The sequence below is a fragment of the Buchnera aphidicola (Hyadaphis tataricae) genome, assembly GCF_005081445.1.
In the GTDB taxonomy this organism is placed as follows: domain Bacteria; phylum Pseudomonadota; class Gammaproteobacteria; order Enterobacterales; family Enterobacteriaceae; genus Buchnera; species Buchnera aphidicola_AE.
The window spans coordinates 442,451-468,406 of record NZ_CP034873.1 but is presented as its reverse complement, the minus strand read 5'-3'; the positions used below and the strand labels follow the sequence as shown (position 1 = coordinate 468,406).

Below are 25,956 nucleotides of genomic sequence, written 5' to 3'. Positions count from 1 at the left end.
TTTTGTTATATATTAATTAGGATTAAAATGTGAACGTATTGAATTATCATAAAACAAAATTTTTAAAAAGCTTTTCTCAAATAACTAATATAGACATTCAAGACGGTTTTGAAATTGCATTTATTGGTTATTCCAATTCAGGAAAATCTAGTGTTATCAATTCCTTGACTAATCAAAAAAAATTAGCTCGTTCGAGTAAAACTCCTGGACGAACTCAACTAATTAATTTTTTTGAGGTTCTGCCAGATTTTAGAATTGTAGACCTTCCTGGTTATGGTTATACTACAGCGCCAGAATTTGTTCGAAAAATATGGGAGAAAAGAATATATCATTATTTAGAATCACGAAAACAATTGAAATATTTAATATTATCGATGGATATTAGATATCCTTTAAAGATATTAGATCTAAAAATAATTAATGTTTTAATTAATCTCAAAAAATCTGTTTTAGTATTATTAAATAAATGTGATAAATTTGGTATACATGCACAAAATCATCAATTGCAAGTAGTAACTAAACAATTGTTATTATTATCGAATAATTTTCAAGTCCAGTTATTTTCATCAACTAAAAAAATAGGTATTAAAAAATTACAATTAATTTTAAATAGATATTATAATAATTATTTAAACGTTTAAAATGTTTAAAAAATTTTCAATATGTTTGATAATAAAATGTTTTTAAAAACTGAAATAATTTTTTTTGGACATGTTGTTTTAACAACATATCTTCAGATTTGATAGAAATTGGGATATCTAGTTGTATAGCTGCTAATTGATGTGAAAGAAAGGCTATTTTTTTGTAGTTTTGTAATTGAATCGTAATATTTTTAGCATTTCTAAAAGACAAAAGTGGTATTTTTGAGATATTAGAATATATATTATGGATATTAGAAAATTGTTTTAGTAAAATTAATGCAGTTTTAACACCTATTTTTGGAACCCCTGGAATATTGTCTGAAGTATCTCCAATTAATGCTAAAAAATCAATATATTCTTTAGGTCTAATGCCGTATTCTATATTTATTACTTCCGGTGTAATGATAGAGTTTTTTTTCTTATTAAAAACATTAATATTTTTAGTGACAAGTTGTAACATATCTTTGTCATGACTAACAATTATAATTTTTTCTCCTTCTTCTTCTAATTTACAGGCTAAACTGCCTATAATATCATCTGCCTCTATTCCTGGTATACTTAATATTTTAATTCCAATTTTTTCCAATATTTTAAACAGTGGTTGAATTTGCATAGAAAGTAAATCAGGCATAGAGCTTCTATTACTTTTATATTTTTTAAATATTTTTTTTCTGAATGTAGGTTGATATGAATCGAATACAATAATTATTTTTTTGGAATTGTTATATTTTTTTAAAATGTTATCAATCATTTTTAATACACCATATATTGCTCCAAATGGTTTGCCTGAAATATTTTTAAAATTACGAAATCCATAATAAGAGGTATATAAATATAAGCTACCATCGATTATAATTGTAGGGTTTTTTTTCTGATACATATTGTCTCTTTTTATCAGATTAGTATTATTGATATAATTTTTTACAGCGAAAAAAATTCCATTTCCATCTAAAACTTTACTAAAAGCAACATATAAAATATCAAATTTTATTTTTTTTTATTAATTAATCATTTTTTTTTATTAAAAATTGAATTAATTGGATATATTTCTTAGGAAAATTATTTTTGAAAACATTTTCTATAGTAGAATAATTAACCATATATTTTCCATTAATTAACATTAATGGAATATAATCTATTTGAGATTGTATAATTTCTTTATTTTTTTTTTGCACAATAAATTCAATGGTTATACTGTTCCAAAATTTATCAAATATGTTTTCGTCGATTGAAGCTTTTTTTTTAAAAATTTTTTTAATATTATCGATGTTGTGAATTGTATGAGTTTCTTGGATGCCTTTAAAAATTGGCAACATAATTTTATCTTCAATTCCCATTTGTTCAGCGATTATCCAAGATTTTGTTAAAACATTACTAAATTCTCCTCCTAAAAAGTTCACGTGATATGTTTGAATTGTTATATTTTTTATGTTTTTTTTTGTTAATTTTTCTATATTATGTATTTTTTCAAGTTCATAACAATACGGACAAAAAAAAGAAAAAAACTCCATTACGTTTGGTGCATTTCTAATTTTTTTTTTTTTATAGTATATTCTTTTTGCTGTGTAAATTCATACGCTACAGTATTACAACATAGAAAAAGATTAAATATTACAATTAATATATTTTTCATTTTTCATAATCTCATTTATTATTTTGTTGTTTAATATCAAAAATTTTTAAAATTAGAGAAAATGTAACACATATAAAACATAAAAATATCAATATTGATATTTCGCATTGTACTGTAGATGTTTTGCGTTGCTATTTTATTTATATTAAATGCATATTATATATTATGAAAATACTACGATGTACTTTGATAATAATATCCTCATGCTAAAATAGCATCGATCTTTAAAATTGAAATATCTTGATATTTTACTTGTGTATAACATGAGCAATTTTTGAAAACCTTTTTATTGCAAAGCTGAATAAGTATCTACAGTATTGAAAATCACTTTTTACAAATACAGGATATTCTAATAATAAAATTATATCAATGTCTGGGATTTTATATCATATATAGAATCATTATCCGTTAAAACTCATCAAAGTGAGATAAATCTATTGCCGCTTGCAATCAAGAGACATTATAAAAAAATTCATATCTTGAAAATAGTTTTCGTAATCATTCTCGGAGCTATTACAGATTACACCTGATATACATTAGGTTCGAATAATTTCATAGTTTATATTTGGCAAAAACAACATTTATTTAGACATGCTTGTTTGGATATTTCTTCAAGTTTTGCTCTTTTAAAATTTATCAATCTAAAATTGTACTCGTAGCATTTGAACAAAAAATCCTTAAGAAATTTTTGTTCCTGAAGAATTTATAAGTTATATTTTTTAATTTTCTTTTAATTAAGAATAAAAGAACATTGAACAAAATTCATAATTATAATTTTATTTATAGATCGCACATAACACAATCAGATTGCAATTTCGAACTCATAATCTAAATGCATTTAGTATAGAAAAAACAATATTTAATATTTTTTGATGGTTTTTTGTTCAATATACTAAATTTATTTATATAAAAAAATTCTCTTATATTCAAGAATTAAAAATTAATTGTATAGAACATAGTATTTTATAGACGTTCATGTTTAAAGCAGTTTAGAAATATTTCAAAATACTTTGTTCATTGTGTTGAATACACAAGTACTTTCTATACTAAGAAATAGAGCATTGTATCGTTGTTTGAATAATTTATTAAAAATTTTTTTTTATTTAGAAAACGGTGTAAAAATGTAAGATTGTTTTAATAATGTTATAACAAAGTAAATTATTATTAATCAAATGAAAAAATTTAGAAAAAAATTCGCACTCAATGTGCTGTATGTGCTGTATTGTCTCATGATTTTGTTCGCATTTGTGCTAGATTAAATTTTTAACTAATTTCTATTTAATATTAAAAAATAAAAATTAAAAATATGAATAACATACATTTATCAATTGATTGTGTTAAAAAATTGTAATTTTTATTAAATACAGAAATTGCTTTAAACCCTTCTAAATCTATTTGAGATGGTAATGTTATTTTCTAATTTTATAATATTAAATTTTATAAGTTAAAATCTATTAAAAATAATTTAAAAGAGTATATTAAAAATATTAAATAAGAACATACAACAGTATTAATCATTAAATCATTAAAAATAAAATATAATAAAATTATTAGAGCGATTATATTCAAATGCATAAGGTGTACGTTCACTTAATTGTTAAATACTATAATATAGTGCAAGTTCTTCAAGAATATAGTACGTTATATTTTTTCTCTTATTTAAAGCATATAAAAACAGCATGGTTAATGCTGTACTCAAGTCTTGTCTTTAGGAAATAAATTATACAGAGATTTTTAACATTATAAGTGCTTTTTAAAATATTTAAAAAACACTGCAGAAAATTAGCGCAAACAAGATGTATCATCACATTAATCTGAATGTTTTATATTTTTTTAAACTGTATATTTTTTATGATAAACGAACAACGGTGTGTTTTTATTATGCAGTTATGATCCAATTATTGAGCTATCTTTGAACTATCCATGCATAAAAATTCCATTGTATTATGTAAACGGAAAAATTTTAGTCACAACAATACCTATTGTAATGGCTAAAAGCACTTATATGTATTTGATTACTCTTATTTTCAATTTTGGGTTGTTTTGTTCATTTTGTTCCTGATGAATAGGTAGTAATCAGTCTTTTGATAAGATCTTTACGAGAATGCGTCTTTCAGATGATTTAAATAATAGAATCTTAACTTTTATGATAAACATAACTAACATGTTTAATAATTCTTTATCATTTTACATCTAATAGTTTAGTTTAGATTGATAAATTTTTTAGAAGCACTCAATAAAAAGATCATTTTTAACATATTCATTCTTTCGATATTAACTGAATAATCTTGCATTTATAATTTTATTATTCATCTATTTTATTAGATTAAAAAAAATCATCTGCAACTAAGATAGCGTGAAAATTTTTCACTCTACTGCAATAGAAGTTAAATGATTGTGTCGCATTGCATAAAAAATAAAACATGTTTTTCAAAAAAGTTGTTCTTTGATAGGTATGATCATTGTCTAGTTGCCCTGAAGTTATTATGAAAAAAAAAATTAATAACATTACGCACTGAGCAATCTTAATTTTGAAAAATATAATAATGTTTTATTTGATATTATATATTTTGTATTTTTTATAAAAAGATTTACATTTTTTAAAATTATGTTTTTTAAAAAAATAAATTCTTTAATATAACAAAACTTGGATTTTTTAATATTATGAATAATCAAAAAGCATTTGATTGTGTATGTCCTTTAAATCAAGAACAACTAAGTTTTTTACAACAATTAGAACATAATTGTTCTGATATTCAAAATGCTTGGTTATCGGGTTATTTTTGGAGAAGCGCTAATAAAAATACTCATTTTTCTGTTATTGAAAAACAACTCGTTAATATTGAACAAAAAATTACTATTATTTCAGCTTCTCAGACTGGAAATGCTAAATTATTATCTCAACGTTTAAATAAATATTTCAATCAAAACAGCATAAAAAATAATTTGATTCATGCTCTTGATTATAAATTTAAAAATATAAAAAATGAAAAAATATTAATTTTAATTATTTCAACTCAAGGTGAGGGAGAAGTTCCAGAAGAAGCTATATCTTTTCATAATTTCATTATGTCTAAAAGAGCTCCAAAACTAGATAATTTATATTACAGTATATTTGGATTAGGAGACACCTCTTACAATTTGTTTTGTCAAGCAGCAAAAGATTTTGATCGAAGATTGCAAGAATTAGGAGCTAAATCGTTATTGTGTCGATTTGATGCAGATATTGAATATGAAAAAGATTATCTCGCATGGTCTCAAAAAATATTATCTATTGTTAAAAATAAATGTGTTTCTTTTTCTTCTTCCTCTAAAAATTTAAAAAATCAGGATCATTTAATAAACAATCAATGTTCTTACAACAAAAATTATCCGGCTATAGCAACAGTTTTAACAAATCAAAAAATAACAGGTCGATATTCTAGTAAAGATATTCGTCATATTGAAATTGATATAAAAGATTTGAATATAAGTTATAAACCAGGTGATGCACTTGGAGTATGGTATAAAAACGACTCTAATTTAATAAAGAAAATACTGACATCACTGTCTATTAATCCGTTAGAACAAGTTAATATTAAAAATAATGTTATCAGTATTTTTGATGCATTAAAAAATCATTTTGAATTGACTGTTAATACAACAAACATGGTAAAAAAGTATGCTGCTTTTTCAAAAAACCATTTTTTAAACAATCTTATTTTAAATAAAATAAGATTAAATGAATATGTTACCAATACCCCTTTAGTTAATATGTTTCATGATCACAAATCTAAAATATCTTCTGAACAATTGATTAATTTTTTAAGACCTTTGCATCCGCGATTATATTCTATCTCTTCTTCTCAATCTGAAACAAATGATGAAATTCATATTACCGTTGGCGTTGTAAAAAAAAATATTTCTGGTTCTTTTCATTTTGGGGGTGCTTCTGGTTATCTTTCTCAGGCTTTAAAACCGGACGATAAAATAAAAATTTTTGTTGAGGCTAATGATAGTTTTCGTTTACCTCAAGATCAGAAAACATCAATGATTATGATTGCTTCTGGGACAGGTATCGCTCCCTTTCGTGCATTTATGCAACAAAGAGATTACGATCAATCTTTAGGAAAAAATTGGATTTTTTTTGGAAATCCTAGTTTTACAGAAGATTTTTTATACCAAATAGAATGGCAAAGATATATTAAAAGTGGTTTACTGAATAAAATTACTTTAGCTTGGTCTCGAGATCAAGCCGATAAAATATATATTCAAGATAAAATTAGAGAACATGGAAAAGAGATGTGGTCTTGGATTAAAGACGGCGCTGCAATATACGTGTGCGGAAATGCTTCTAAAATGGCTAAAGATGTCGAATTAGCCTTATTAGATGTCATTTCAAATAATAATAACATGAACATTGAAGATGCTAAAGATTTTTTAAGTAGTTTGCGTATGAATAAACGTTATCAAAGAGATGTATATTAATGAAAAAAAATAATAAAATAGATGTCAAAAAAAACGTTACCGATGCAGAACGCATTAAAGAAAACAGTAATTATCTTAGAGGCACTATAGTTGAAGATTTAAAAAATGATATAACCAATAGTTTTACTGGAGATAATTTTTCACTTATTCGATTTCATGGTATGTATCAACAAGACAATCGTGATTTACGTTTGGAGCGCTATGAGCAAAAATTAGAACCTCTTTATTCAATGATGCTACGTTGTAGACTACCAGGTGGAGTCATTAAAGCAAAAAAATGGTTAAAAATTGATCAATTTGCTACTCAAAACACGTTATATAGTTCAATTCGATTAACTAATCGTCAAACTTTTCAATTTCATGGTATTTTAAAGAAAAAATTAAAAGATGCGCATAAAATGTTACATGAAATAGAATTAGATGCTTTAGGAACAGCAAATGACGTCAATAGAAATGTGCTATGCACATCTAACCCGATGGAATCTTTAATTCATAAAAGCGCTTATGCATGGGCTAAAAAAATTTCAGAATTATTATTACCACATACTAAAGCGTATGTAGAAATTTGGTTGGATCAGAAAAAAATTACTAAAAAAGATAAAGAACCTATTTTAGGTAAAACTTATTTACCAAGAAAATTTAAAACAACAGTAGTTATTCCACCATATAATGATGTCGATTTATACGCTAATGACATGAATTTTATTGTTGTTTCTAAGAAAAATAACATTATTGGTTTTAATGTTTTAATAGGTGGTGGTTTATCTTTTGTTCATGGAAATAAATTGACATGGCCTTTTCTTGCGCAAGAATTAGGTTATATTTCAATAGAAAAAACGTTATTGATTGCTGAATCAATAGTCACAACACAAAGAGATTGGGGCAATCGAACCAATCGTAATAATGCCAAGACTAGATATACTATTAAAAATGTTGGTTTAGAAAATTTTAAAAGAGAAGTTGAAAGAAGATCAGGCGTAACTTTTGAAGAAATTAGACCTTATAATTTTACAAATCGAGGAGATAGTTTTGGATGGAAAAAAGATATTTGTAATTACTGGAGTTTAACATTATTTATTCCTAATGGACGTATTGATGACAATAATAATCAATCATTAAAATTAGGATTGTCAAAAATTGCAAATATTCATGATGGTAATTTTAGATTAACATCTAATCAAAATATTATCATTACAGAGATCCCTGAAGATAAAAAAGATGACATTGAAAAAATAGCTATTACACATGGATTAATAAGAAATATAAGTAATTTGCGTCAAAATTCTATGGCTTGTGTTTCATTTCCTACATGTCCTTTAGCTATGGCTGAAGCGGAACGTGTTTTATCTTTTTTTATTACTAAACTAGAAAACATCATGCTAAAATATAATGTAGAAAAAGAAACTATAATTTTTCGTATTTCTGGTTGCCCTAATGGTTGTGGAAGATCTTTATTATCTGAAATAGGTTTAATTGGCAAATCAATTGGTAGATATAATTTATATATAGGTGGTAATAGAATAGGTAGCCGTATTCCTAAGATTTATAAAGAAAATATAACTGAAAAAGAAATATTAATTAATTTAGATTTTTTAATAAAAGTTTGGTCTAATCATCGTCAAAAAGAAGAAGATTTTGGAGATTTTACTATTAGAAAAGGCATCATTAAAGAAGTTGTTGATCCTGTGTATGATTTTTGGAATTAATGTGGAGAGACAAAAATGTCAAAACTTGATATTAAAAATATTAATCAATTGAGTTTAAAAGATAGAATTAAAGTTTTATCTAGATTAAATTTATTTATGTCCCGCATTTCTGCGGAAGAGCGAGTTTCTTGGGCATTAGATAATTTACCTGATAAACATATTATATCATCTAGTTTTGGTGTTAATTCCATGGTTTTATTACATATATTAATTCAACAAAAACCTAATATTCCTGTTATTTTAATTGATACGGGTTATTTATTTCCGGAAACATACCATTTTATTGATTTTATAACTAATAAATATCATTTAAATTTGCAAGTATTCAGATCAAAAATTTCTCCTGCATGGCAAGAAGCAAGATATGGACAATTATGGAATAAAGGAATACAAGGTATCAATCGTTATAATCAGATCAATAAAGTGCAACCAATGCATGTCGCTTTAATCCAATTATCTGTTCAAACATGGTTTGCTGGTTTACGTCGTGATCAGTCAAAAAGTAGAAGTTTATTACCGTATATTGAAATTAAAAAAGGCGTTTTTAAGGTTCTTCCTATTGTCGATTGGTCTAATAATCAATCGAATGAATATTTAAGAAAACATAATCTTAAATTACATCCTTTATCAAAAGATGGTTATTCTTCTGTTGGTGATGTTCATACAACGCTGAAACATGCACCAGGTATGCTAGAAGAGGAAACGCGATTTTTTGGACTCAAACGAGAATGTGGGTTGCATGAAGACTAGATGCTGATATTAAAAATAGTTTTTCTATAATCTAATCTGTTTAACTCTGTTTAAGTATGTTGAAACAACATTTGTTATCTTATCAAAATAAATAGAAAAAATATTAATATTTAAATACTGTTTTATTATTTTCTAGTACTTTATATCAGATGTGTGATTTTTGATTTTATTTTTTAAAAAAGGTTAACGTGAATTATCTTCCTGTTTTTTTAGATTTACACTTAAAAACTGTTTTAGTGATTGGTGCTGGAGAAGTGGCATTCAATAAAATTACACTGTTGCTTCGTTCAAAAGCTAAAGTTAATGTTATTGCAAAAAAACTGTGTTCAGGAGTAAAAATACTTTTTAATGAAAAAAAAATTTATTGGTTATCTCGAGAATTTAATGAAATTTATTTGAAAAACGTTTATTTAGTGGTTTCAGCGACAAACGATTTACAATTAAATAAATATATATTTCAATTATGTATAAAACATAGTTTATTAGTTAATGTTGTTGATGATAAGTCAAAATGTTCTTTTATCTTTCCTTCTATTATTGATCGTTCTCCAATTATTATATCGATTTCTTCTGGAGGATTTGCTCCAGTTTTATTGCGTTTGTTAAGAGAAAAAATTGAATCAATGTTACCTATGAAATTAGGTAATGTTGCAAAAATAGCTGGTGAATGGAGAGAAAAAATTAAACAACGTTTTCATACTTTATTAGAAAGACGTCGATTTTGGGAAAAATTGTTTAAGAGTATTTTTGTTGAACATGTTTTGAATGAAAATTATGAAAAAGCAATTAATATTTTAAAAAAAATGATGAAAAAAGATATTTTATTGCGAGGTGAAATTATTTTAGTAGGAGCTGGTCCTGGCGATAGTGGTTTATTAACTTTAAGAGGGTTTCAAATATTACAACAAGCAGATGTGGTTTTATATGATGCTTTGGTGAGTGCAGATGTGTTAGATTTAATTCGTCGTGATGCAAAACGTATTTATGTTGGTAAACGAGTTGGTTTAAAAAGTATTAAGCAAGATAAAATTATTAAATTGTTAATATTTTTGGCACGACAAGGCAAGAAAGTAGTTCGATTAAAAGGTGGCGATTCCTTTATTTTTGGACGTGGCGCTGAAGAAATAGAAGCTGCAAAAAAATATGGTATAGATTTTCAAGTGGTTCCAGGTATTACTTCTGCTATTGGAGTTTCTGCGTATACTGGAATACCGTTAACACATCGTAAATATTCTCATGGTGTTATTTTAATTACTGGTCAAAAATGTGGAAATATTTTTTCACAAAACTGTTCTGTGTTAGCAGATTCTTCTTATACCCTAGTAGTGTATATGGGAATGTTCAATGCAACAGATATTGCAAAAAAATTAATGCAGTGTGGTCGCGCAGCGTCAACTCCAGTAGCTATTGTTGAAAAAGGAACGACTGTAAATCAAAAAGTGATTATAGGCTGTTTAGAAGACATCGAAAAAATAATCAAATTTTCCATTACTCCATCTTTATTTATTATTGGCGAGGTTGTTCGGTTTCATAAAACATTAAAATGGTTTCAAACTTCAAAAACATTTACGTACGTTCGTAATACATCTTCTATAGTAAAAGTTATTTAAGGAAAAGTGATGTTGAAATTTAACACTACTCATTTAAGTCAATTAGAATCTGAAAGTATTTATATTATGCGCGAAGTCGTTGCAGAATTCAAAAATCCAGTAATGTTATATTCTATTGGTAAAGATTCTTCAGTGATGCTACATCTTGCAAAAAAAGCTTTTTATCCTGGAAATATTCCATTTCCTTTGCTTCATGTAGATACCGAATGGAAGTTTAAAGAAATGTATCAGTTTAGAGAACATATTGCTAATACTCATAAAATAGAATTAATAGTTCATGTGAATTCAAAAGCTAAAATGCTCAATTTAAACCCATTTGAACATGGAGGTGAAAAATATACTGATGTCATGAAAACAGAGAGTTTAAAAGAAGCGATAACAAAATATAATTTTGATGCAGCATTTGGCGGTGCTAGAAGAGACGAAGAGAAATCACGCTCTAAAGAGCGTATTTATTCTTTTCGTAACTCATTTCATCATTGGGATCCTAAACAACAACGACCAGAATTGTGGTGGAATTATAATAGTGAAATTAAAAAAAATGAAAATATTCGAGTTTTTCCTCTTTCGAATTGGACAGAGTTAGATGTTTGGCAATATATTTTTTTAGAAAAAATAGACATTGTACCGCTTTATTTTGCTCGTTTACGTCCTGTTCTAGAGCGTAACGGAGCGCTGATTATGGTTGATGATGAACGTATGAAAATACATTCTAACGAGATTGTAAATAAAAAAATGGTTAGATTTCGCACTTTGGGATGTTGGCCTTTAACAAGTGCAATTCTTTCTCAAGCAAAAAATGTTCCAGAGATTATTATAGAAACGCTAACTGTAAAAACTAGTGAAAGAAAGGGTCGAACTATTGATTATAATCAAAAGAGTTCAATGGAATTTAAGAAAAGACACGGTTACTTTTAAAAAAAGGTACATTAAAAATGAACGTAGATACAAATAATCATTTTCAAAGCTGGTTGAATACACATCAAAAAAAAACTTTACTAAAATTTTTAACATGCGGTAGTGTAGATGATGGCAAAAGCACTTTAATTGGAAGATTGTTACACGACACCCAGCAAATTTATGAAGATCAATTGTTTTCTTTAAAAAATGATAGCAAAATTCATGGAACTCAAGGAAAAGCAATAGATCTTGCATTAGTCGTTGACGGACTTGAATCAGAACGTGAACAAGGTATTACAATTGATGTAGCTTATCGTTATTTTTCTACTAATAAAAGAAAATTTATCATTGTAGATACACCCGGTCATGAACAATATACATCAAATATGATTACAGGAGCATCTACATGTGATTTGTCTATTTTATTAGTTGATGCTAGAAAAGGATTATCAGAACAAACATATAGACATAGTTTCATTTCACATTTATTAGGTATTCAACATTTTATCGTGGCGATAAATAAGATGGATTTAGTTGAATATAAAAAAGATGTTTTTATAAATATTCAAAAAAGTTTTTTAGATTTTGCCAAAAAAATTTCTAAAGAATTAAAAATTATTTTTGTACCTATTTCGGCTTTAATTGGAGAAAATATTGTTTTTAAAAAAAACCTTATGCCTTGGTATGATGGATGTACATTGTTAAATATTTTAGAAACTATTATAATTAATAAAAACGAAGATTCACGTGAAATAAGATTTCCAGTACAATATGTTAATCGTCCTAGTTCAGATTTTCGCGGTTATTCTGGAATGTTAGTATCGGGTACAATTACAACAGGACAGTCAATTAAAATATTACCCTCTAATAAGATTTCTCATGTTTCTCGTATTGTTAGCTTTAATAAAGATTTAAAAATTGCAGAAGTAGGAGAACCAATTACTATTGTTTTAGAAGATGATATAGATGTTAACAGAGGTGATTTTTTCGTCAATTGTGATTCTAATTTAACAGCTTCTCAAGAAGCTATTATTGATATTGTTTGGATGACAGATAATATTTTATCAATAGAACAATCATATAATGTTAAACTATCAGGAAAAAAAACACGCGCATACATTAAAGACATTTTATTTAAAATAGATATTCAAACATTAAAAAAAACAAAAAGCCATTTTTTATCTTTTAATAATATTGGAAGAGTAAAAGTAATATTTAGTGATTTTGTGATATTTGATGACTACTATCAAAATCGTTTTACAGGCAATATAATTTTTATTGATTTATTAACAAATATCACGGTTGGAGCAGGAATGATTAATAAAACATTAGAAAAAACAGACACTATTTTTTATAATGATAAAAATGATTTTGAATTACATTTTCACGCTTTCATTTCCCAACATTTTCCACATTGGAACATTCCAAAATTAGCAATCAAAAAGGTTTCCAATTAATATGCATGATAATTTTAGAAATAATATTATATGGCAGAAAAACACTATCACACGTATAAAACGTGAAAATAAAAATGGTCATAAATCTATTTTAGTATGGTTAACAGGATTATCTGGATCTGGTAAATCTAGTATTGCTAATGTTGTAGAAGCTATGTTATTTAAACATGGTGTTAATACTTATTTATTAGATGGAGATAATATCAGATTAGGTTTGTGTTCTGATTTAAGTTTTAGCTTGGTTGATAGACAAGAAAATATTAGACGTCTAGGAGAAGTTAGCAAAATAATGTTAGATTCTGGTATACTAGTTTTGGCATCAGTTATATCTCCATATAAATGTCACAGACAACTTATCTTTGATATTGTAGGAAAAAATAATTGTTTTGAAGTATTTGTTGATACTCCAATTAGTATTTGCAGAAAGAGAGATTCTAAAGGGCTATATAAAAAAGCCGATTCAGGAGAAATACGTGATTTTACTGGTGTTCAATCAATCTATGAAACTCCAGAAGCTCCTGATCTTATTTTAGATGGTACTTTACCATTAAAAAAAAATGCAGAAAAAATAATAAAAAAGTTATATAATAAAAATATTATACCGAAGTTTAAATCAATGGAATAGATATTCAATCATACTTTATTGATATCGATTATTTTGAGTCTTATATGAAAATATTAAAAATTTTTTTTTTATTATTGTTAATTTTTTTTCAATGTTCTTTTTGGTTAGGAAAAAATGGTATTATAGATTATATAAAAATGTATAAAAAAGTAGTTTCTTATGAACAAAATAATTTTTAATCTTAATTGTTTTAAAATAATCTATTTAGATATTAATTAGTTAAAGAACGTAATTAAAAAAATAAATAATAAAAAACATATCTAAATATTCACAAATATTCATATTAATCTCATTAATATTGATCTTGATCGTACTAAAAATATTCAACATTTTGATATAAGATGATTTTAAATAATAAAGTACCACCAAAAATTATTGCTATTGTTCCTGCATCTGGAATGGGTACGAGAATGAAATCTAGTATACCAAAGCAATATATAAAAATTAAAGGTTATACAATTCTTGAATATACCTTAAAAACATTACTATTACATCCTGCAATAACTCATATTATTGTTAGTTTGAATAAAAGTGACAACTATTTTTATAAATTATCTATATCATCTCATCTTCGTATCACTTCTGTGATAGGAGGAAAAAAGAGAATAAATTCAGTCTTATCAGGGTTAAGTGTCAAAACTAATGCAAATTGGGTGATAATACATGATGCTGTTCGTCCTTGTTTAAAATACCAAGATTTATCAAAATTAATTGATGTTGTTCATACAAAACTGATAGGTGCTGTTTTAGCGCGACCTGTTTCTGATACGATAAAATACAGCGATAAAAATAAAACAGTTTTATGTACTATAAATAGAACAAATTTGTGGCATGCGTTAACACCCCAATTATTTCAGATTCATATATTAAAAAATTGTTTATATAAAATTATTAAAAAAAAAATTGATATCACAGATGAAGCGTCCGCACTAGAATATTATGGATATTACCCAGTTTTAATTTTAGGCAGCGCGAGTAATATAAAAATTACTTATCCAGAAGATATTGCTCTTGCAGAGTTTTATTTAAAACGTTTTCATGTTATTTGATTTATAAAGGAAATATTCATGCGTATTGGATATGGTTTTGATATTCATTCTTTTGGAAGCATAAAACCTTTAGTTATTGGTGGTGTAACCATTCCTTATAAAAAAGGTTTAATTGCTTATTCGAATGGAGATCTATTAATACATGCATTAATTGATGCTTTATTGGGAGCAGTGGCAATAGGTGACATTGGTACATTTTTCCCAAGTGATAATATTCTTTATAAAGATATTGACAGTCGAGTATTATTAAAAAATGTTTGGAGTAAAATCCAACTTATGCAATATGTTATTTGTAACATAGATATCACTATTATAGCTGAATCTCCGAAAATGTCTTCTTATATATCCTATATGAAAACTAACTTAGGATCAGATCTTAATACTCAAGAAAATAAAATTAGTATTAAATCAACTACTGCAAAACAAATCAGCGCTATTGGTCGGAAAGAAGGTATAGCGTGTCAAGCTGTTGTTATGTTATTAAAAAAAGTTATAAACAATTGTTCTATAACATAATAATCATTAAAAACATTTTTTGATTTATTTGATTTAATAGAGTATATAATGCCTGTAAAAAAAAATATATTTAAATTGATTCTTGCTATATTGATATATACTCTATTTTATAGTTTTGCTTTTGCTTATTCTGTCAAAAAAAATAATATAAAAAAGTTTATTTTTTTAAAAAAAAATGAATGTTTTACCAATTTTAATTTTAATGTAGTTTTTTTTAAAAAAAAAGAACAGTTTGTTATGAAGAATAATCGTTTTTTTGGCATTTTGTTTCAAAATAGATTTAAAATGTTTTATGTTGTTAAAAAAAAAGAAACGCTTTATTCAATATCAAAAATATCTGGTCATAATTATCATAAATTATCTGAATTTAATCATATTAAATATCCTTATCAGATTTATGTAGGTCAAAAAATTTGGATAGGTGATATTTTTATTGATAATAATCAAAATATCTGTCTAGTTAATACCGTAAGTAAAAGCAATAACTTATCTAGTTGTCGAACGCTATTTAAAAATATCGCAGATTTTATAAATTTTTTAAAAAAAGATTTTTCAAATAATATAAAAAAAGAAAAATTATGTTTTTTAAATAATCCAAAAAAACAAAAAACAAATCCTTTATTTAAAAATAATCGTTTTCGTTTTTCTAATATTTGGTTTTGGCCTGTAAAAATTAAAAATGTTCAACATTTTTACAATCGTAAATCAAAAAATATTTTTAGTTTCACACAAGAACCTATATTTGCAGTGTCTTCTGGTGAAGTAGTATGTATTACTGATGTTTTTGAAAAATATGGTAAATTAATTATTATTCGACATAACAATCATTATCTTAGTATTTATGGTTGTAATGGTTTTGTTTTAGTCAAGGAAAAAGATAAAGTGTTTGCACAACAACAAATTTCTACAATGAGTTTATGTAAAAATCATTTGTTCCACATTTATTTTGAATTACGTTACAAAGGTGAACCCATAAATCCATTAAATATTTTACCAAAATAAATATGAAAAAGTAATTATTTTTAAACCATTTAAAAAGTATATCTTTGATAAAAATATGAAAACTACAATATTTAAAGATTTTTATTTTGAAGCTGCTCATTATTTACCCTATGTTTCCAAACAACATAAATGTAGACGATTACATGGTCATTCTTTTTTGGTGCGTTTAGAAATACGCGACAAAGTAGATCAAAAAACTGGATGGATCATGGATTATGCTGATATTCAATTAAAATTTAAACCTATTTATGATCAGTTAGATCACCATTTTTTAAATGATATACCTGGTTTAGAAAATCCTACAAGTGAAGTTTTGGTTAAATGGATTTGGAAACATTTAAAACCTCATTTACCATCTTTATACACTGTAACAATTAAAGAAACATGCACAGCTGGATGTACATATCAAGACGATTCAAAAAAAATCAAATCATAATAATGTGACAATATCATTTAATTGAAATATATTTATGCATTTGTATAGATAGACGCCAATTTTTTATGATACATGTTTCAATGCAAATATTTAGCGCATCTATCTTTTGACTAATAGGTTGTAAAAAAATGTGACATGGTTTTCTATGTTTTAACATGAATAAAATTTTATCTAAATAAAATAAATCTTGTTTTTTTGATACAGGAAATTTAATTTCATTGGCACGTAATATTGAAGATAATAATGGAAACTTGTGCAGTTTAGGTGAAAGAGTTACCCACGTTTTTGGAGAAGCATAAATTAATTGCGTACCACTTGTTTCTATTTGACATGTAAATCCTTGATGTTCTAAATCTTTGATTAGAAAAGATAAATTATATATACATGGTTCTCCTCCGGTAATAACTATATGTTTAGCTTGCCATTTTTGTTTTTTAATATTTACAAGAATGTTTTTTATGTTAACATAACTCCATGTTTTGTTAGAGATATTTTTATTAATTAATGCCTTATAAGATATTTGATTATCATTTATACAATTCCATGTGTATTTGGTATCGCACCAATGGCAATGTACTGGACAACCTTGTAATCGAATAAAAATCGATGGCATTCCAGTATAGTATCCCTCTCCTTGTATTGTTTGAAACATTTCATTAATTGGATAACGCATGTTTTTCAGTTAATTGTCCTATTTTTAAATATATTTTTGACTCGTTTTTTTATAAAAAGAAACAGGTATATTAATACAATACCTGATTCTTTTTGAATATATTTTTTTATAATTATTAAATTAATTGAAATTTATTTCAATTTTTGAAACGGTGCATTATTTGTTCCTAAAGTTTCTTCAATTCTAATTAATTGATTATATTTTGCAGTTCGATCAGATCTACTCATAGATCCTGTTTTGATTTGTCCTGCTGATGTCCCTACAGATAAATCAGCTATATATGCATCTTCTGTTTCACCGGATCGATGAGAGATTATATTATTATAGTTATATTGTTTTGCCATATTTATAGCGTCTAGAGTTTCTGTCAAGGTACCAATTTGATTTAACTTAATTAAAATTGCATTTGCAATATTGTTGTCAATTCCTTTTTTTAAAATTTTTGTATTTGTAACGAATAAATCATCTCCTACTAATTGAATTTTTTTGCCTAGTATTTTTGTTTGATAGGCAAATCCTTGCCAGTCTGATTCATCTTGTCCATCTTCAATAGATACAATAGGATATTTATTAGATAATTTTTCTAAATAATGAGTAAATTCTTTTGAGGAAAAGTTTTTATGCTCTCCTTTTAATTGATATATTTTATCCTTTTTGTTATATAATTCAGACGCAGCGCAATCTATAGCAAATTTAACATCTTCTCCTAATTTGTATTCAGTTTTATATATAGCGTCTTGAATAATATCAAAAGCCTCTTCATTTGCACTCAAATTAGGCGCATATCCTCCTTCATCTCCTACTGTTGTACTCATTTTTCTTGATTTCAATACAGATCCTAGAGCATGAAAAATTTCTGATCCCATACGGATAGCTTCTTTAATATTTTTTGCTCCAATTGGTTGAATCATAAATTCTTGGATATCGATGTTATTATTCGCATGTTTGCCACCGTTGATAATATTAATCATTGGCATCGGCATAGAAAAGATATCTGGAGTATTATTAATCTCTGCAATATGTTTATATAAAGGTATACCCTTCGATAGAGCAGCAGCTTTTGCTACTGCTAATGAAACAGATAAAATAGCATTGGCTCCTAATCTAGATTTATTTATAGTACCATCTAAATCAATCATGATATTGTCAATATATTTTTGATCTTTAGCATTTTTATTTTTTAATGATTTTGATATTTTATCATTAATCAATGAAACTGCTTTCATTACTCCCATACCAAAAAATCTTTTTTTATTACCATCTCTTAATTCAATAGCTTCTAAAGCTCCTGTAGAAGCTCCAGAAGGAGATGATGCTAAACCAACAAACCCGCCTTCTAAATGTACTTCTGATTCTACAGTAGGATTTCCTCGAGAATCTATTATTTCACGTGCTATAATGTTGATAATTTTAGACATTTTTCACCCTAATATTTAAAAAAAACGTTTTTGATTAATTTTTTTTGTATTTTTCTGCTGACTTTATAAAATCTATAAATAATGGGTGTCCGTCACGTGGTGTCGAAGTGAATTCTGGATGAAATTGACATCCTAAAAACCAAGGATGATTAGAGATTTCTATGATTTCTACAATGTTATTGTTTTGAGAACGTCCTGCAACTTTTAATCCAGCTATTTCTATTTTTTTTAATAAAGTACTATTTACTTCATACCTATGTCTATGTCTTTCTGTGATAATTTTTTTGTTATATAGTTTATAAGATAAGCTATTAAGACTCAATTTGCAAGATTGACTGCCTAATCGCATTGTACCTCCTAGATTAACATTATCTTCTATTTCTTTAGAATAACCCTGTTTTTTATTTTTATTGATATCTTTTATTAAGTCAATAATTGGATATTTACAGTATGGATCAAATTCTGTTGAGTTTGCCTCTTTTATGCCTACAACGTTTTGTGCAAATTCTATAATAGCTATTTGCATTCCTAAACAAATTCCAAAATATGGAACGTTATTTTCTCTGGCATATTGTATAGATAATAATTTTCCTATAATACCCCGATCTCCGAAACCTCCAGGTATTAAAATTCCATCGAGATGTTTTAGTATTTTATTTTCTTTATCCTCAATTTCTTGAGAATTAATTAATTTTATATTAACTTTTATTTTATTTTTTAAACCTGCATGTTTAAGTGCTTCTATCACTGATTTATATGCATCCGGTAAATCTATATATTTTCCAATAATACCAATAGTAATCGTTTTATTAGAGTTCTGTTCTGCATAAATGACTTTTTCCCATTCTTTTAAATTTGCTTCAGGTGCGTGTAATTTAAAATATTTGCAAATATAATCATCTAGTTTTTGATTTTTTAAGAGTTGTGGTATTTTATATATGGAATCAACATCTTTTAAAGAAATTACAGCATTCACTGGCACATTGCAAAATAACGCAATTTTATTTCTTTCATTAATAGGAATTATTTTTTCAGACCGACAAATTAAAATATCTGGTTGTATTCCTATTGAGAGCAACTCTTTCACTGAGTGCTGAGTTGGTTTAGTTTTGATTTCACCTGCAGTTGCAATATATGGTACTAATGTTAGATGAATATATATAACATTTTTTCGTCCTATATCTACTGCCATTTGTCTAATTGCTTCTAAAAATGGTAGTGATTCAATATCTCCAACAGTACCACCTATTTCTACAATAATCATATTGCTATGTTTGGCGCATAAAGTAATTCTTTCTTTGATGGCATTAGTAATATGAGGTATTACTTGAATAGTCGCTCCTAAGTAATCACCTCTTCTTTCTTTTTTTAATACTTGTGAGTAAATACTACCAGTAGTAAAGTTATTTAGATACGTCATTTTCGTGTTAATAAATCTTTCATAATGGCCTAAATCTAAATCTGTTTCAGCACCATCTTCAGTAACAAATACTTCTCCATGTTGAATAGGACTCATGGTACCAGGATCTACATTAATATATGGATCGAGTTTAATTATTGTTAATCTGATTTTTCTTGCTTTTAATATTGCGCCTAAAGAAGCTGCTGCAATACCTTTTCCTAAGGATGAAACAACTCCACCAGTGATAAAAATATAATTTTTAGTCATTCTAAATATAAAATATTAGTTAAGATAAATGAGTGTTTAATTAAAAATCATAATTTTTTAACTTGAAATATTTTATTATGATATTGAATTATAAAATATAGGTATGCATTAATAATGTTTATATGTACAACATGATTATGTTGTTGCAATTACTAAAATAAATCAATTTTATTACTAATTTATTTTATATTTAATTTCAAGAACTGTTGATTTTTATAAAAATGCAATCCTGTTCATTCTATATTGATATGTTTTTAGTTATATTATATTTATTCAATTCATATTTTTAGGATTCCATAGTTCTCGTAAGCTAACAGTACGATTAAAGATTAATTGTCTTTTTTTAGACTCTATCTCATCTATACAAAAATAACCAATTCTTTCAAATTGAAAAAATATTCGCTTTTCTTTTCGTTCGATTGTTTCTTGAATATTTTGCCCAATCTTCTTTTCAATAAAACCATTTTTTATAATTTTTGATTTTGAATTGATATATGATAAAAAATTTACTTCTTTTTCTGGATTTTGAATTTTGAATAACTGATCATATAATCTAAATTCTGCTGGAAATGCATTTTTTTCTGAAATCCAGTGGATCACCGAAGGGTTGGTGTTATTTTTTGTTTTTTTTCCTAAAGTATTGAGATCACAATAACATATTATTTTTGTAATATTACCTTCTCTATCTTTTTCTATTTTTTCTGCATTGATTACATAAGCATGCCTTAAACGTACTTCTTTTCCTAATGTTAATCGTTTATATTTTTTGTTATGCTGCTCTTTAAAATCATTTCGATCAATATATATTATATTAGTAAAAACAATTTCATGACTTCCTAAGTCTGGATTATTAGGATGATTAGGGACTACAAATATTTCCTTATGATCATGATCTAAATTATATAAAAATACTTTTATTGGCTCTAGTACAGCCATTGTACGAACAGCTGTTTTATTAAGTTCTTTTCGGATGCAATGTTCTAGCATTGAAAATTCTATTAAATGATTTTGTTTGGTAACGCCTATTTTTTTACAAAATTTTTTAATAGCATCAGGTGTATAACCTTTTCTTCTCAAACCAGATATTGTTGGTATACGGGGATCATCCCATCCTGTTATAATGTTTTTTTTAATTAATATTGATAGTTTTCTTTTAGATAAAATACAAAATTCTAAATTTAATCTCGAAAATTCATATTGTTTAGGATGCGTTTTTATATTGATATTTTTCAAAATCCAGTTATATAGTAACTTGTTTTCTTGAAACTCTAATGTACATAATGAATGAGTAATTTCTTCAATTGCATCCGATATACAATGAGCGAAATCATACATAGGGTATATACACCATTTATTTTTAGTTTGATGATGTTCAGCAAAAATAATTCTATATATAACTGGATCTCGCATAATAACAGAAGCAGATTTCATATCAATTTTTGCTCGTAAACAGACTTCTCCTTCAGAAAATTCACCCTTTTTCATTTTTTTAAATAAGGTTATATTTTCTTCTATGGTTCTATTTCTATAGGGGCTGTTTTTTCCAGGTTTCGTTAAACTACCTCTATATTCACGTATTTCTTCTTTTGTTAAGTGATCTACATAAGCAAGACCTTTTTTGATAAGTTCTTTTGCATATTGATATAATTGTGAAAAATACTCAGAAGTGTAACAAATATTATCATATTTATAACCTAACCAATGAATATCGTCTTGAATAGCCTGAATATATTGCACATTTTCTTTTAATGGGTTTGTGTCATCGAATCTCAAATTGCATTTACCTTGATATAATTTTGATAATTCAAAATTTAAACATATTGACTTAGCATGACCAATATGAAGATAACCGTTTGGCTCAGGTGGAAAACGAGTATGAAAAGATAAATGTTTATTTTGATTAAAATCTTTATTGATAATTTGAGCAATAAAGTTATTTTGATATTTTTTTATTTTAGTATTCATTTTTTTATCTTTTGATCTATGAAAAAATTCATAGAAATATTTTTGTTGATTATTAAACTAATATATTATAAAGTAGATTAATTGTTATGTATTTAATTTTTATAGGCTATGTAGCTCAGTTGGTTAGAGCACAGCACTCATAACGCTGGGGTCATGGGTTCAAATCCCGTCATAGCCAAAATTTTAGCGGGAGTGGCGAAATTGGTAGACGCACCAGATTTAGGTTCTGGCGCCGAAAGGTTTGCGAGTTCAAATCTCGCCTCCCGTATATTTTTACGTGTTTTTCATGATCATAATGGGGTATAGCCAAGAGGTTAAGGCACCGGTTTTTGATACCGGCATCCCTGGTTCGAATCCAGGTACCCCAGAACATCTTGACAATTTTTTTGAAACCTGTATCACATATATTTTTTTAAAATATCATTTAATATTATTTAAAATAAATAAATTTAACATTTATTATTTGGTAGTTTATTAAAAAATCAAATCATTTTTTATATCATGACCTTAAATCAATTTAAAAAAAAAGCGGCATTTGCTGCATTGCATTATATTCGTCCTGGATCTATCATTGGTGTAGGAACGGGTACTACGATTTTTTATTTTATTGAAGCTTTAAAAAATATAAAACATAAAATATGTGGAGCTGTCTCTAGTTCAAATACCTCTACTTTATTACTCAAAAAACAAGGCATACCAGTTTTTGACTTAAAAAATTTTCATTCTCTTACGATTTATATTGATAGTGCTGATGAAATAAATCATCAGATGCAAATGATTAAAGGCGGCGGAGCCGCTTTAACTAGAGAAAAAATTATTGCAGCGATCGCTAAAAAATTTATTTGTATTGTAGATAATTCAAAAATTGTAAGTGTTCTTGGAAAATTTCCATTACCTATAGAAATTATTCCTACCGCTTTGTCTTATATATCTAAAGAAATAGTTAAACTTGGGGGAAAGCCAAAATATCGAAACAATACCATTACAGATAATGGTAATGTTATTCTTGATGCATATAATTTAAATATAGAAAATCCTATACAGATGGAACATACTTTTAATGCACTACCCGGTGTAGTGACAGTTGGTTTATTTGCTTCACGATGTGCTGATATTGCTTTAGTTGGCACAAAAAATGGAGTAACTACAATGAAAAAAAATAAATAACAATATTATGGCGCTAAAAATTTTTAAAAATCATCTTCGTGCACATATTCGAAAAATTCGTAATTCATTAAGTATCCTGGAACAACAAAAACAATCTATTAAAATTGCTAAAATAGCTGATAATTTTATTTTTTTTAATAGAGCTGAACATATCGCTATATTTTTGCCATTTGATGGAGAAATAAATACTTATCCATTAATATATAACTTGCTACTGCATAAAAGAAAAATCTTTGTTCCGGTAGTACATTCTTTTACAAGAAAAGAGTTATTATTTGTTGAATTTAAAAATTCTTCTCTATTACAACGTAACAAATATAACATATTTGAACCTATTTTAAATAATAACAATTATATTTCGATTAATCAATTAGATATCATTATTGTTCCTTTAGTAGCTTTTGATCAAACTGGTCTTAGATTAGGAATGGGTGGTGGTTTTTATGACATACTTTTAAGAAATTGGACGATGAAAAAAAAGTATTTTCCCATTGGTTTGGCTTATGATTTTCAGTTTGTATTAAAAATACCTAAAGAAAAATGGGATGTATCGTTACCGGTTGTTTTAACACCAAAAAAAATATGGACTTTTTAATTTTTGAAATATTATAGTTTTTAGATGAATATATATATTTAATACTAAAATGTTGCAAAATCGCCAAATTTAGTTTGCAATACTGTAATAGCAGCTAAGGTTGCTGTTTCTGTTCTTAAAATTCTTGAACCTAATCTTATAGGAATGAAACCGTATTCAATAATTTTTTCCATTTCATACTTTGAAAAACCCCCTTCTGAACCAATGATTATTCTAAAATTTTTTTTTGGTTTTTTAAAATGACAAATGTTTAAATCAGATGTTGGATCAAAAACAATTTTTGTTTCATTTTTTTCATTTTCTTGACACCAAGAAAAAATATCTTTAGGATGGTTAATGTTAGGAATAATGTTCCTATGACATTGTTGACACGAAGAAATGATAATTTTCTTCCATCTTTCTATTTTATGTTTCACATTAAAAAACTTTTTCTGAATATTACAATATTCAGAAAACAACGGTGTAATCGTTGTGATACCCATTTCAACTGATTTTTGAATAATAAAGTCAATTTTGTCATATTTTGTCATCACTTGTCCCAAATGAATATTAATTAAGGATTCAATATTTTTTTCTTTTTTTTCAACAATTTGAACTGTCATAGTTGCTTTAAAAAAATTTATTATTTGAGCAAAAAAAACATAATTAGTATTATTGAATATTTCTATTATATGTTTATTTTGCATTCTTAAAACTTTTTTTAGGTAGTGTGTATTATTTTTTGATAGATAATAATATTGACTAATTATCAAATTTTCTTGCATATAAATACGTGGAAGATTATTTAGATTATTATAATTACTATTTTGAATTAAAGCATTTTTTATACACATAATAATTGTGATTTCCTTGGACTGAAAATATTAATTGTTCTCTTTTACACTCCCAGAATGTTACTGGAAAAGTCCTATCCCATATTTCAAATAATCTTTTTTGATTCTTGGATAAAACAATATTGTATTTTTGATGCATATAAAAATAAGTTCTAGCTATTGGGCCTCGAGCTCTTTTAGGTGGTTCAATTAATTTCTTTTTAAAATCAATTTTTACTTGACATTGTCCATATTTTGAGATTGAATTATTTAGTTCACTATACATAAAATTAGAACGATCACCGTTGATTTCGCCAATAGCGGGTTGTATATTATGAAGGTCTGATTCAATATAGGTGTACATTTTATCTTTCATGCATTTTTTACGACCTCCTTGTTTCCAACATTTTTTATTATGTCCAAATTGCCAAGCTGGTACTACATGTTCCCATTCAATTCTTGTTGCTCGATTATAATTCTTGCGAATTTTATATCCGCAAGATGATAAAATAGGAATGCCTTTTTTTTGTTTCCAAATAATTTTACACCCACAATAAAATGAACCTGGTGTCTTGGCATGAATTTTTATTGCTATGAGTTTTGTTTGATAGAAATTTTTTCTGCTATGTTTTTTAAAAATATTTTGCGTATTAAAAAATAAAAAAAAAACATACTAATTAAAATAAACAATTTTTTTATCATATTTTGTATTTTGAATGATTTTATATTAAATGTTTGATTAATAAATCTTTTATCAATGAAAAAATATTTATTATTTTTTTTATTAATCAATATATATAATATACTTTATTTTATAAAGAACAAATATTAAGTTAAAATTTTATAAAAATGGTTTTGAATATAA

The 25,956-nt window shown here is 26.0% G+C and carries 22 protein-coding genes, 3 tRNA genes and 1 pseudogene; 18 read left to right on the top strand and 8 right to left on the bottom strand.

The window, feature by feature from the left end; translation table 11 throughout:
- The first annotated feature begins 29 nt into the window (after nt 1-29).
- Nucleotides 30-641, top strand: coding sequence for a ribosome biogenesis GTP-binding protein YihA/YsxC (gene yihA, locus D9V69_RS02160; protein WP_158356688.1), 612 nt, complete (start codon nt 30-32; stop codon nt 639-641).
- A 16-nt stretch (nt 642-657) separates the two neighbouring features.
- Here yihA and D9V69_RS02155 read toward each other — a convergent pair whose 3' ends face one another.
- Nucleotides 658-1,521 (bottom strand): 5'-3' exonuclease, encoded by an 864-nt coding sequence (locus D9V69_RS02155; RefSeq protein WP_158356687.1) that lies wholly within the window; start codon nt 1,519-1,521, stop codon nt 658-660.
- A 124-nt stretch (nt 1,522-1,645) separates the two neighbouring features.
- Nucleotides 1,646-2,274: pseudogene (locus tag D9V69_RS02150) on the bottom strand (DsbA family protein).
- A gap of 2,664 nt (nt 2,275-4,938) precedes the next feature.
- Here D9V69_RS02150 and D9V69_RS02145 point away from each other — a divergent pair.
- From D9V69_RS02145 to queD, 12 genes are all read left to right on the top strand, one after another.
- Nucleotides 4,939-6,741: an assimilatory sulfite reductase (NADPH) flavoprotein subunit gene (locus D9V69_RS02145; protein ID WP_158356686.1), complete on the top strand. Its 1,803-nt coding sequence runs from the start codon at nt 4,939-4,941 to the stop codon at nt 6,739-6,741.
- A complete protein-coding gene (cysI, locus tag D9V69_RS02140; RefSeq protein WP_158356685.1) occupies nt 6,741-8,447 on the top strand; it encodes an assimilatory sulfite reductase (NADPH) hemoprotein subunit in 1,707 nt (568 codons plus the stop codon). The genes D9V69_RS02145 and cysI overlap by 1 nt, the downstream gene beginning before the upstream one ends.
- Nucleotides 8,448-8,462: 15 nt before the next feature.
- On the top strand, nt 8,463-9,197 hold the full coding sequence (locus D9V69_RS02135) for a phosphoadenylyl-sulfate reductase (protein ID WP_158356684.1): 735 nt from the start codon (nt 8,463-8,465) through the stop codon (nt 9,195-9,197).
- Nucleotides 9,198-9,385: 188 nt separating this feature from the next.
- Nucleotides 9,386-10,807 (top strand): siroheme synthase CysG, encoded by a 1,422-nt coding sequence (gene cysG / locus D9V69_RS02130; RefSeq protein WP_158356683.1) that lies wholly within the window; start codon nt 9,386-9,388, stop codon nt 10,805-10,807.
- A 9-nt stretch (nt 10,808-10,816) separates the two neighbouring features.
- Entirely contained in the window at nt 10,817-11,725 is a 909-nt protein-coding gene (gene cysD, locus D9V69_RS02125; protein WP_158356682.1) for a sulfate adenylyltransferase subunit CysD, read from the top strand.
- A 17-nt stretch (nt 11,726-11,742) separates the two neighbouring features.
- Nucleotides 11,743-13,164, top strand: a complete 1,422-nt coding sequence (gene cysN, locus D9V69_RS02120; RefSeq protein WP_158356681.1) for a sulfate adenylyltransferase subunit CysN — start codon at nt 11,743-11,745, stop codon at nt 13,162-13,164.
- A 1-nt stretch (nt 13,165) separates the two neighbouring features.
- Nucleotides 13,166-13,789, top strand: a complete 624-nt coding sequence (gene cysC / locus D9V69_RS02115) for an adenylyl-sulfate kinase (protein WP_158356680.1) — start codon at nt 13,166-13,168, stop codon at nt 13,787-13,789.
- A gap of 44 nt (nt 13,790-13,833) precedes the next feature.
- Nucleotides 13,834-13,968, top strand: a complete 135-nt coding sequence (locus D9V69_RS03135; protein WP_261979618.1) for a hypothetical protein — start codon at nt 13,834-13,836, stop codon at nt 13,966-13,968.
- A 162-nt stretch (nt 13,969-14,130) separates the two neighbouring features.
- Nucleotides 14,131-14,838, top strand: a complete 708-nt coding sequence (gene ispD, locus D9V69_RS02110; RefSeq protein ID WP_158356679.1) for a 2-C-methyl-D-erythritol 4-phosphate cytidylyltransferase — start codon at nt 14,131-14,133, stop codon at nt 14,836-14,838.
- Nucleotides 14,839-14,856: 18 nt separating this feature from the next.
- Nucleotides 14,857-15,354, top strand: coding sequence for a 2-C-methyl-D-erythritol 2,4-cyclodiphosphate synthase (gene ispF, locus D9V69_RS02105; protein WP_158356678.1), 498 nt, complete (start codon nt 14,857-14,859; stop codon nt 15,352-15,354).
- A gap of 48 nt (nt 15,355-15,402) precedes the next feature.
- Nucleotides 15,403-16,356, top strand: coding sequence for a peptidoglycan DD-metalloendopeptidase family protein (locus tag D9V69_RS02100; protein WP_158356677.1), 954 nt, complete (start codon nt 15,403-15,405; stop codon nt 16,354-16,356).
- A gap of 55 nt (nt 16,357-16,411) precedes the next feature.
- Nucleotides 16,412-16,792 (top strand): 6-carboxytetrahydropterin synthase QueD, encoded by a 381-nt coding sequence (gene queD, locus D9V69_RS02095; RefSeq protein WP_158356676.1) that lies wholly within the window; start codon nt 16,412-16,414, stop codon nt 16,790-16,792.
- Between the two features lie 13 nt (nt 16,793-16,805).
- Here the strand turns inward: queD and queE are convergent, their stop codons facing one another.
- From queE to glnS, 4 genes are all read right to left on the bottom strand, one after another.
- A complete protein-coding gene (gene queE / locus D9V69_RS02090) occupies nt 16,806-17,465 on the bottom strand; it encodes a 7-carboxy-7-deazaguanine synthase QueE (protein WP_158356675.1) in 660 nt (219 codons plus the stop codon).
- Nucleotides 17,466-17,596: 131 nt separating this feature from the next.
- Complete coding sequence (gene eno, locus D9V69_RS02085; protein ID WP_158356674.1) at nt 17,597-18,883, bottom strand: phosphopyruvate hydratase; 1,287 nt, start codon at nt 18,881-18,883, stop codon at nt 17,597-17,599.
- Between the two features lie 34 nt (nt 18,884-18,917).
- Entirely contained in the window at nt 18,918-20,552 is a 1,635-nt protein-coding gene (locus D9V69_RS02080; protein ID WP_158356673.1) for a CTP synthase, read from the bottom strand.
- Between the two features lie 273 nt (nt 20,553-20,825).
- Nucleotides 20,826-22,517, bottom strand: coding sequence for a glutamine--tRNA ligase (gene glnS / locus D9V69_RS02075; protein WP_158356672.1), 1,692 nt, complete (start codon nt 22,515-22,517; stop codon nt 20,826-20,828).
- A gap of 104 nt (nt 22,518-22,621) precedes the next feature.
- Between glnS and D9V69_RS02070 the strand changes: the two genes are divergently transcribed.
- The 5 genes from D9V69_RS02070 (at nt 22,622) to D9V69_RS02050 (ending at nt 24,279) form a co-directional block, all read left to right on the top strand.
- Nucleotides 22,622-22,695, top strand: a tRNA-Met gene (locus D9V69_RS02070).
- Between the two features lie 8 nt (nt 22,696-22,703).
- Nucleotides 22,704-22,785 (top strand) — tRNA-Leu (locus D9V69_RS02065).
- Nucleotides 22,786-22,813: 28 nt separating this feature from the next.
- Nucleotides 22,814-22,885, top strand: a tRNA-Gln gene (locus tag D9V69_RS02060).
- A gap of 133 nt (nt 22,886-23,018) precedes the next feature.
- Nucleotides 23,019-23,684, top strand: coding sequence for a ribose-5-phosphate isomerase RpiA (gene rpiA, locus D9V69_RS02055; RefSeq protein ID WP_158356671.1), 666 nt, complete (start codon nt 23,019-23,021; stop codon nt 23,682-23,684).
- A gap of 7 nt (nt 23,685-23,691) precedes the next feature.
- The gene (locus D9V69_RS02050) at nt 23,692-24,279 is read left to right on the top strand and encodes a 5-formyltetrahydrofolate cyclo-ligase (protein WP_158356670.1); all 588 of its coding nucleotides are present in this window, start codon (nt 23,692-23,694) and stop codon (nt 24,277-24,279) included.
- A gap of 44 nt (nt 24,280-24,323) precedes the next feature.
- On the opposite strand, the gene D9V69_RS02045 is transcribed toward D9V69_RS02050, so the two are convergent.
- Nucleotides 24,324-25,112 (bottom strand): 16S rRNA (uracil(1498)-N(3))-methyltransferase, encoded by a 789-nt coding sequence (locus D9V69_RS02045; RefSeq protein WP_158356669.1) that lies wholly within the window; start codon nt 25,110-25,112, stop codon nt 24,324-24,326.
- Nucleotides 25,081-25,731, bottom strand: coding sequence for an endonuclease (locus tag D9V69_RS02040; RefSeq protein WP_158356668.1), 651 nt, complete (start codon nt 25,729-25,731; stop codon nt 25,081-25,083). The genes D9V69_RS02045 and D9V69_RS02040 overlap by 32 nt, the downstream gene beginning before the upstream one ends.
- Nucleotides 25,732-25,956 lie beyond the last annotated feature (225 nt).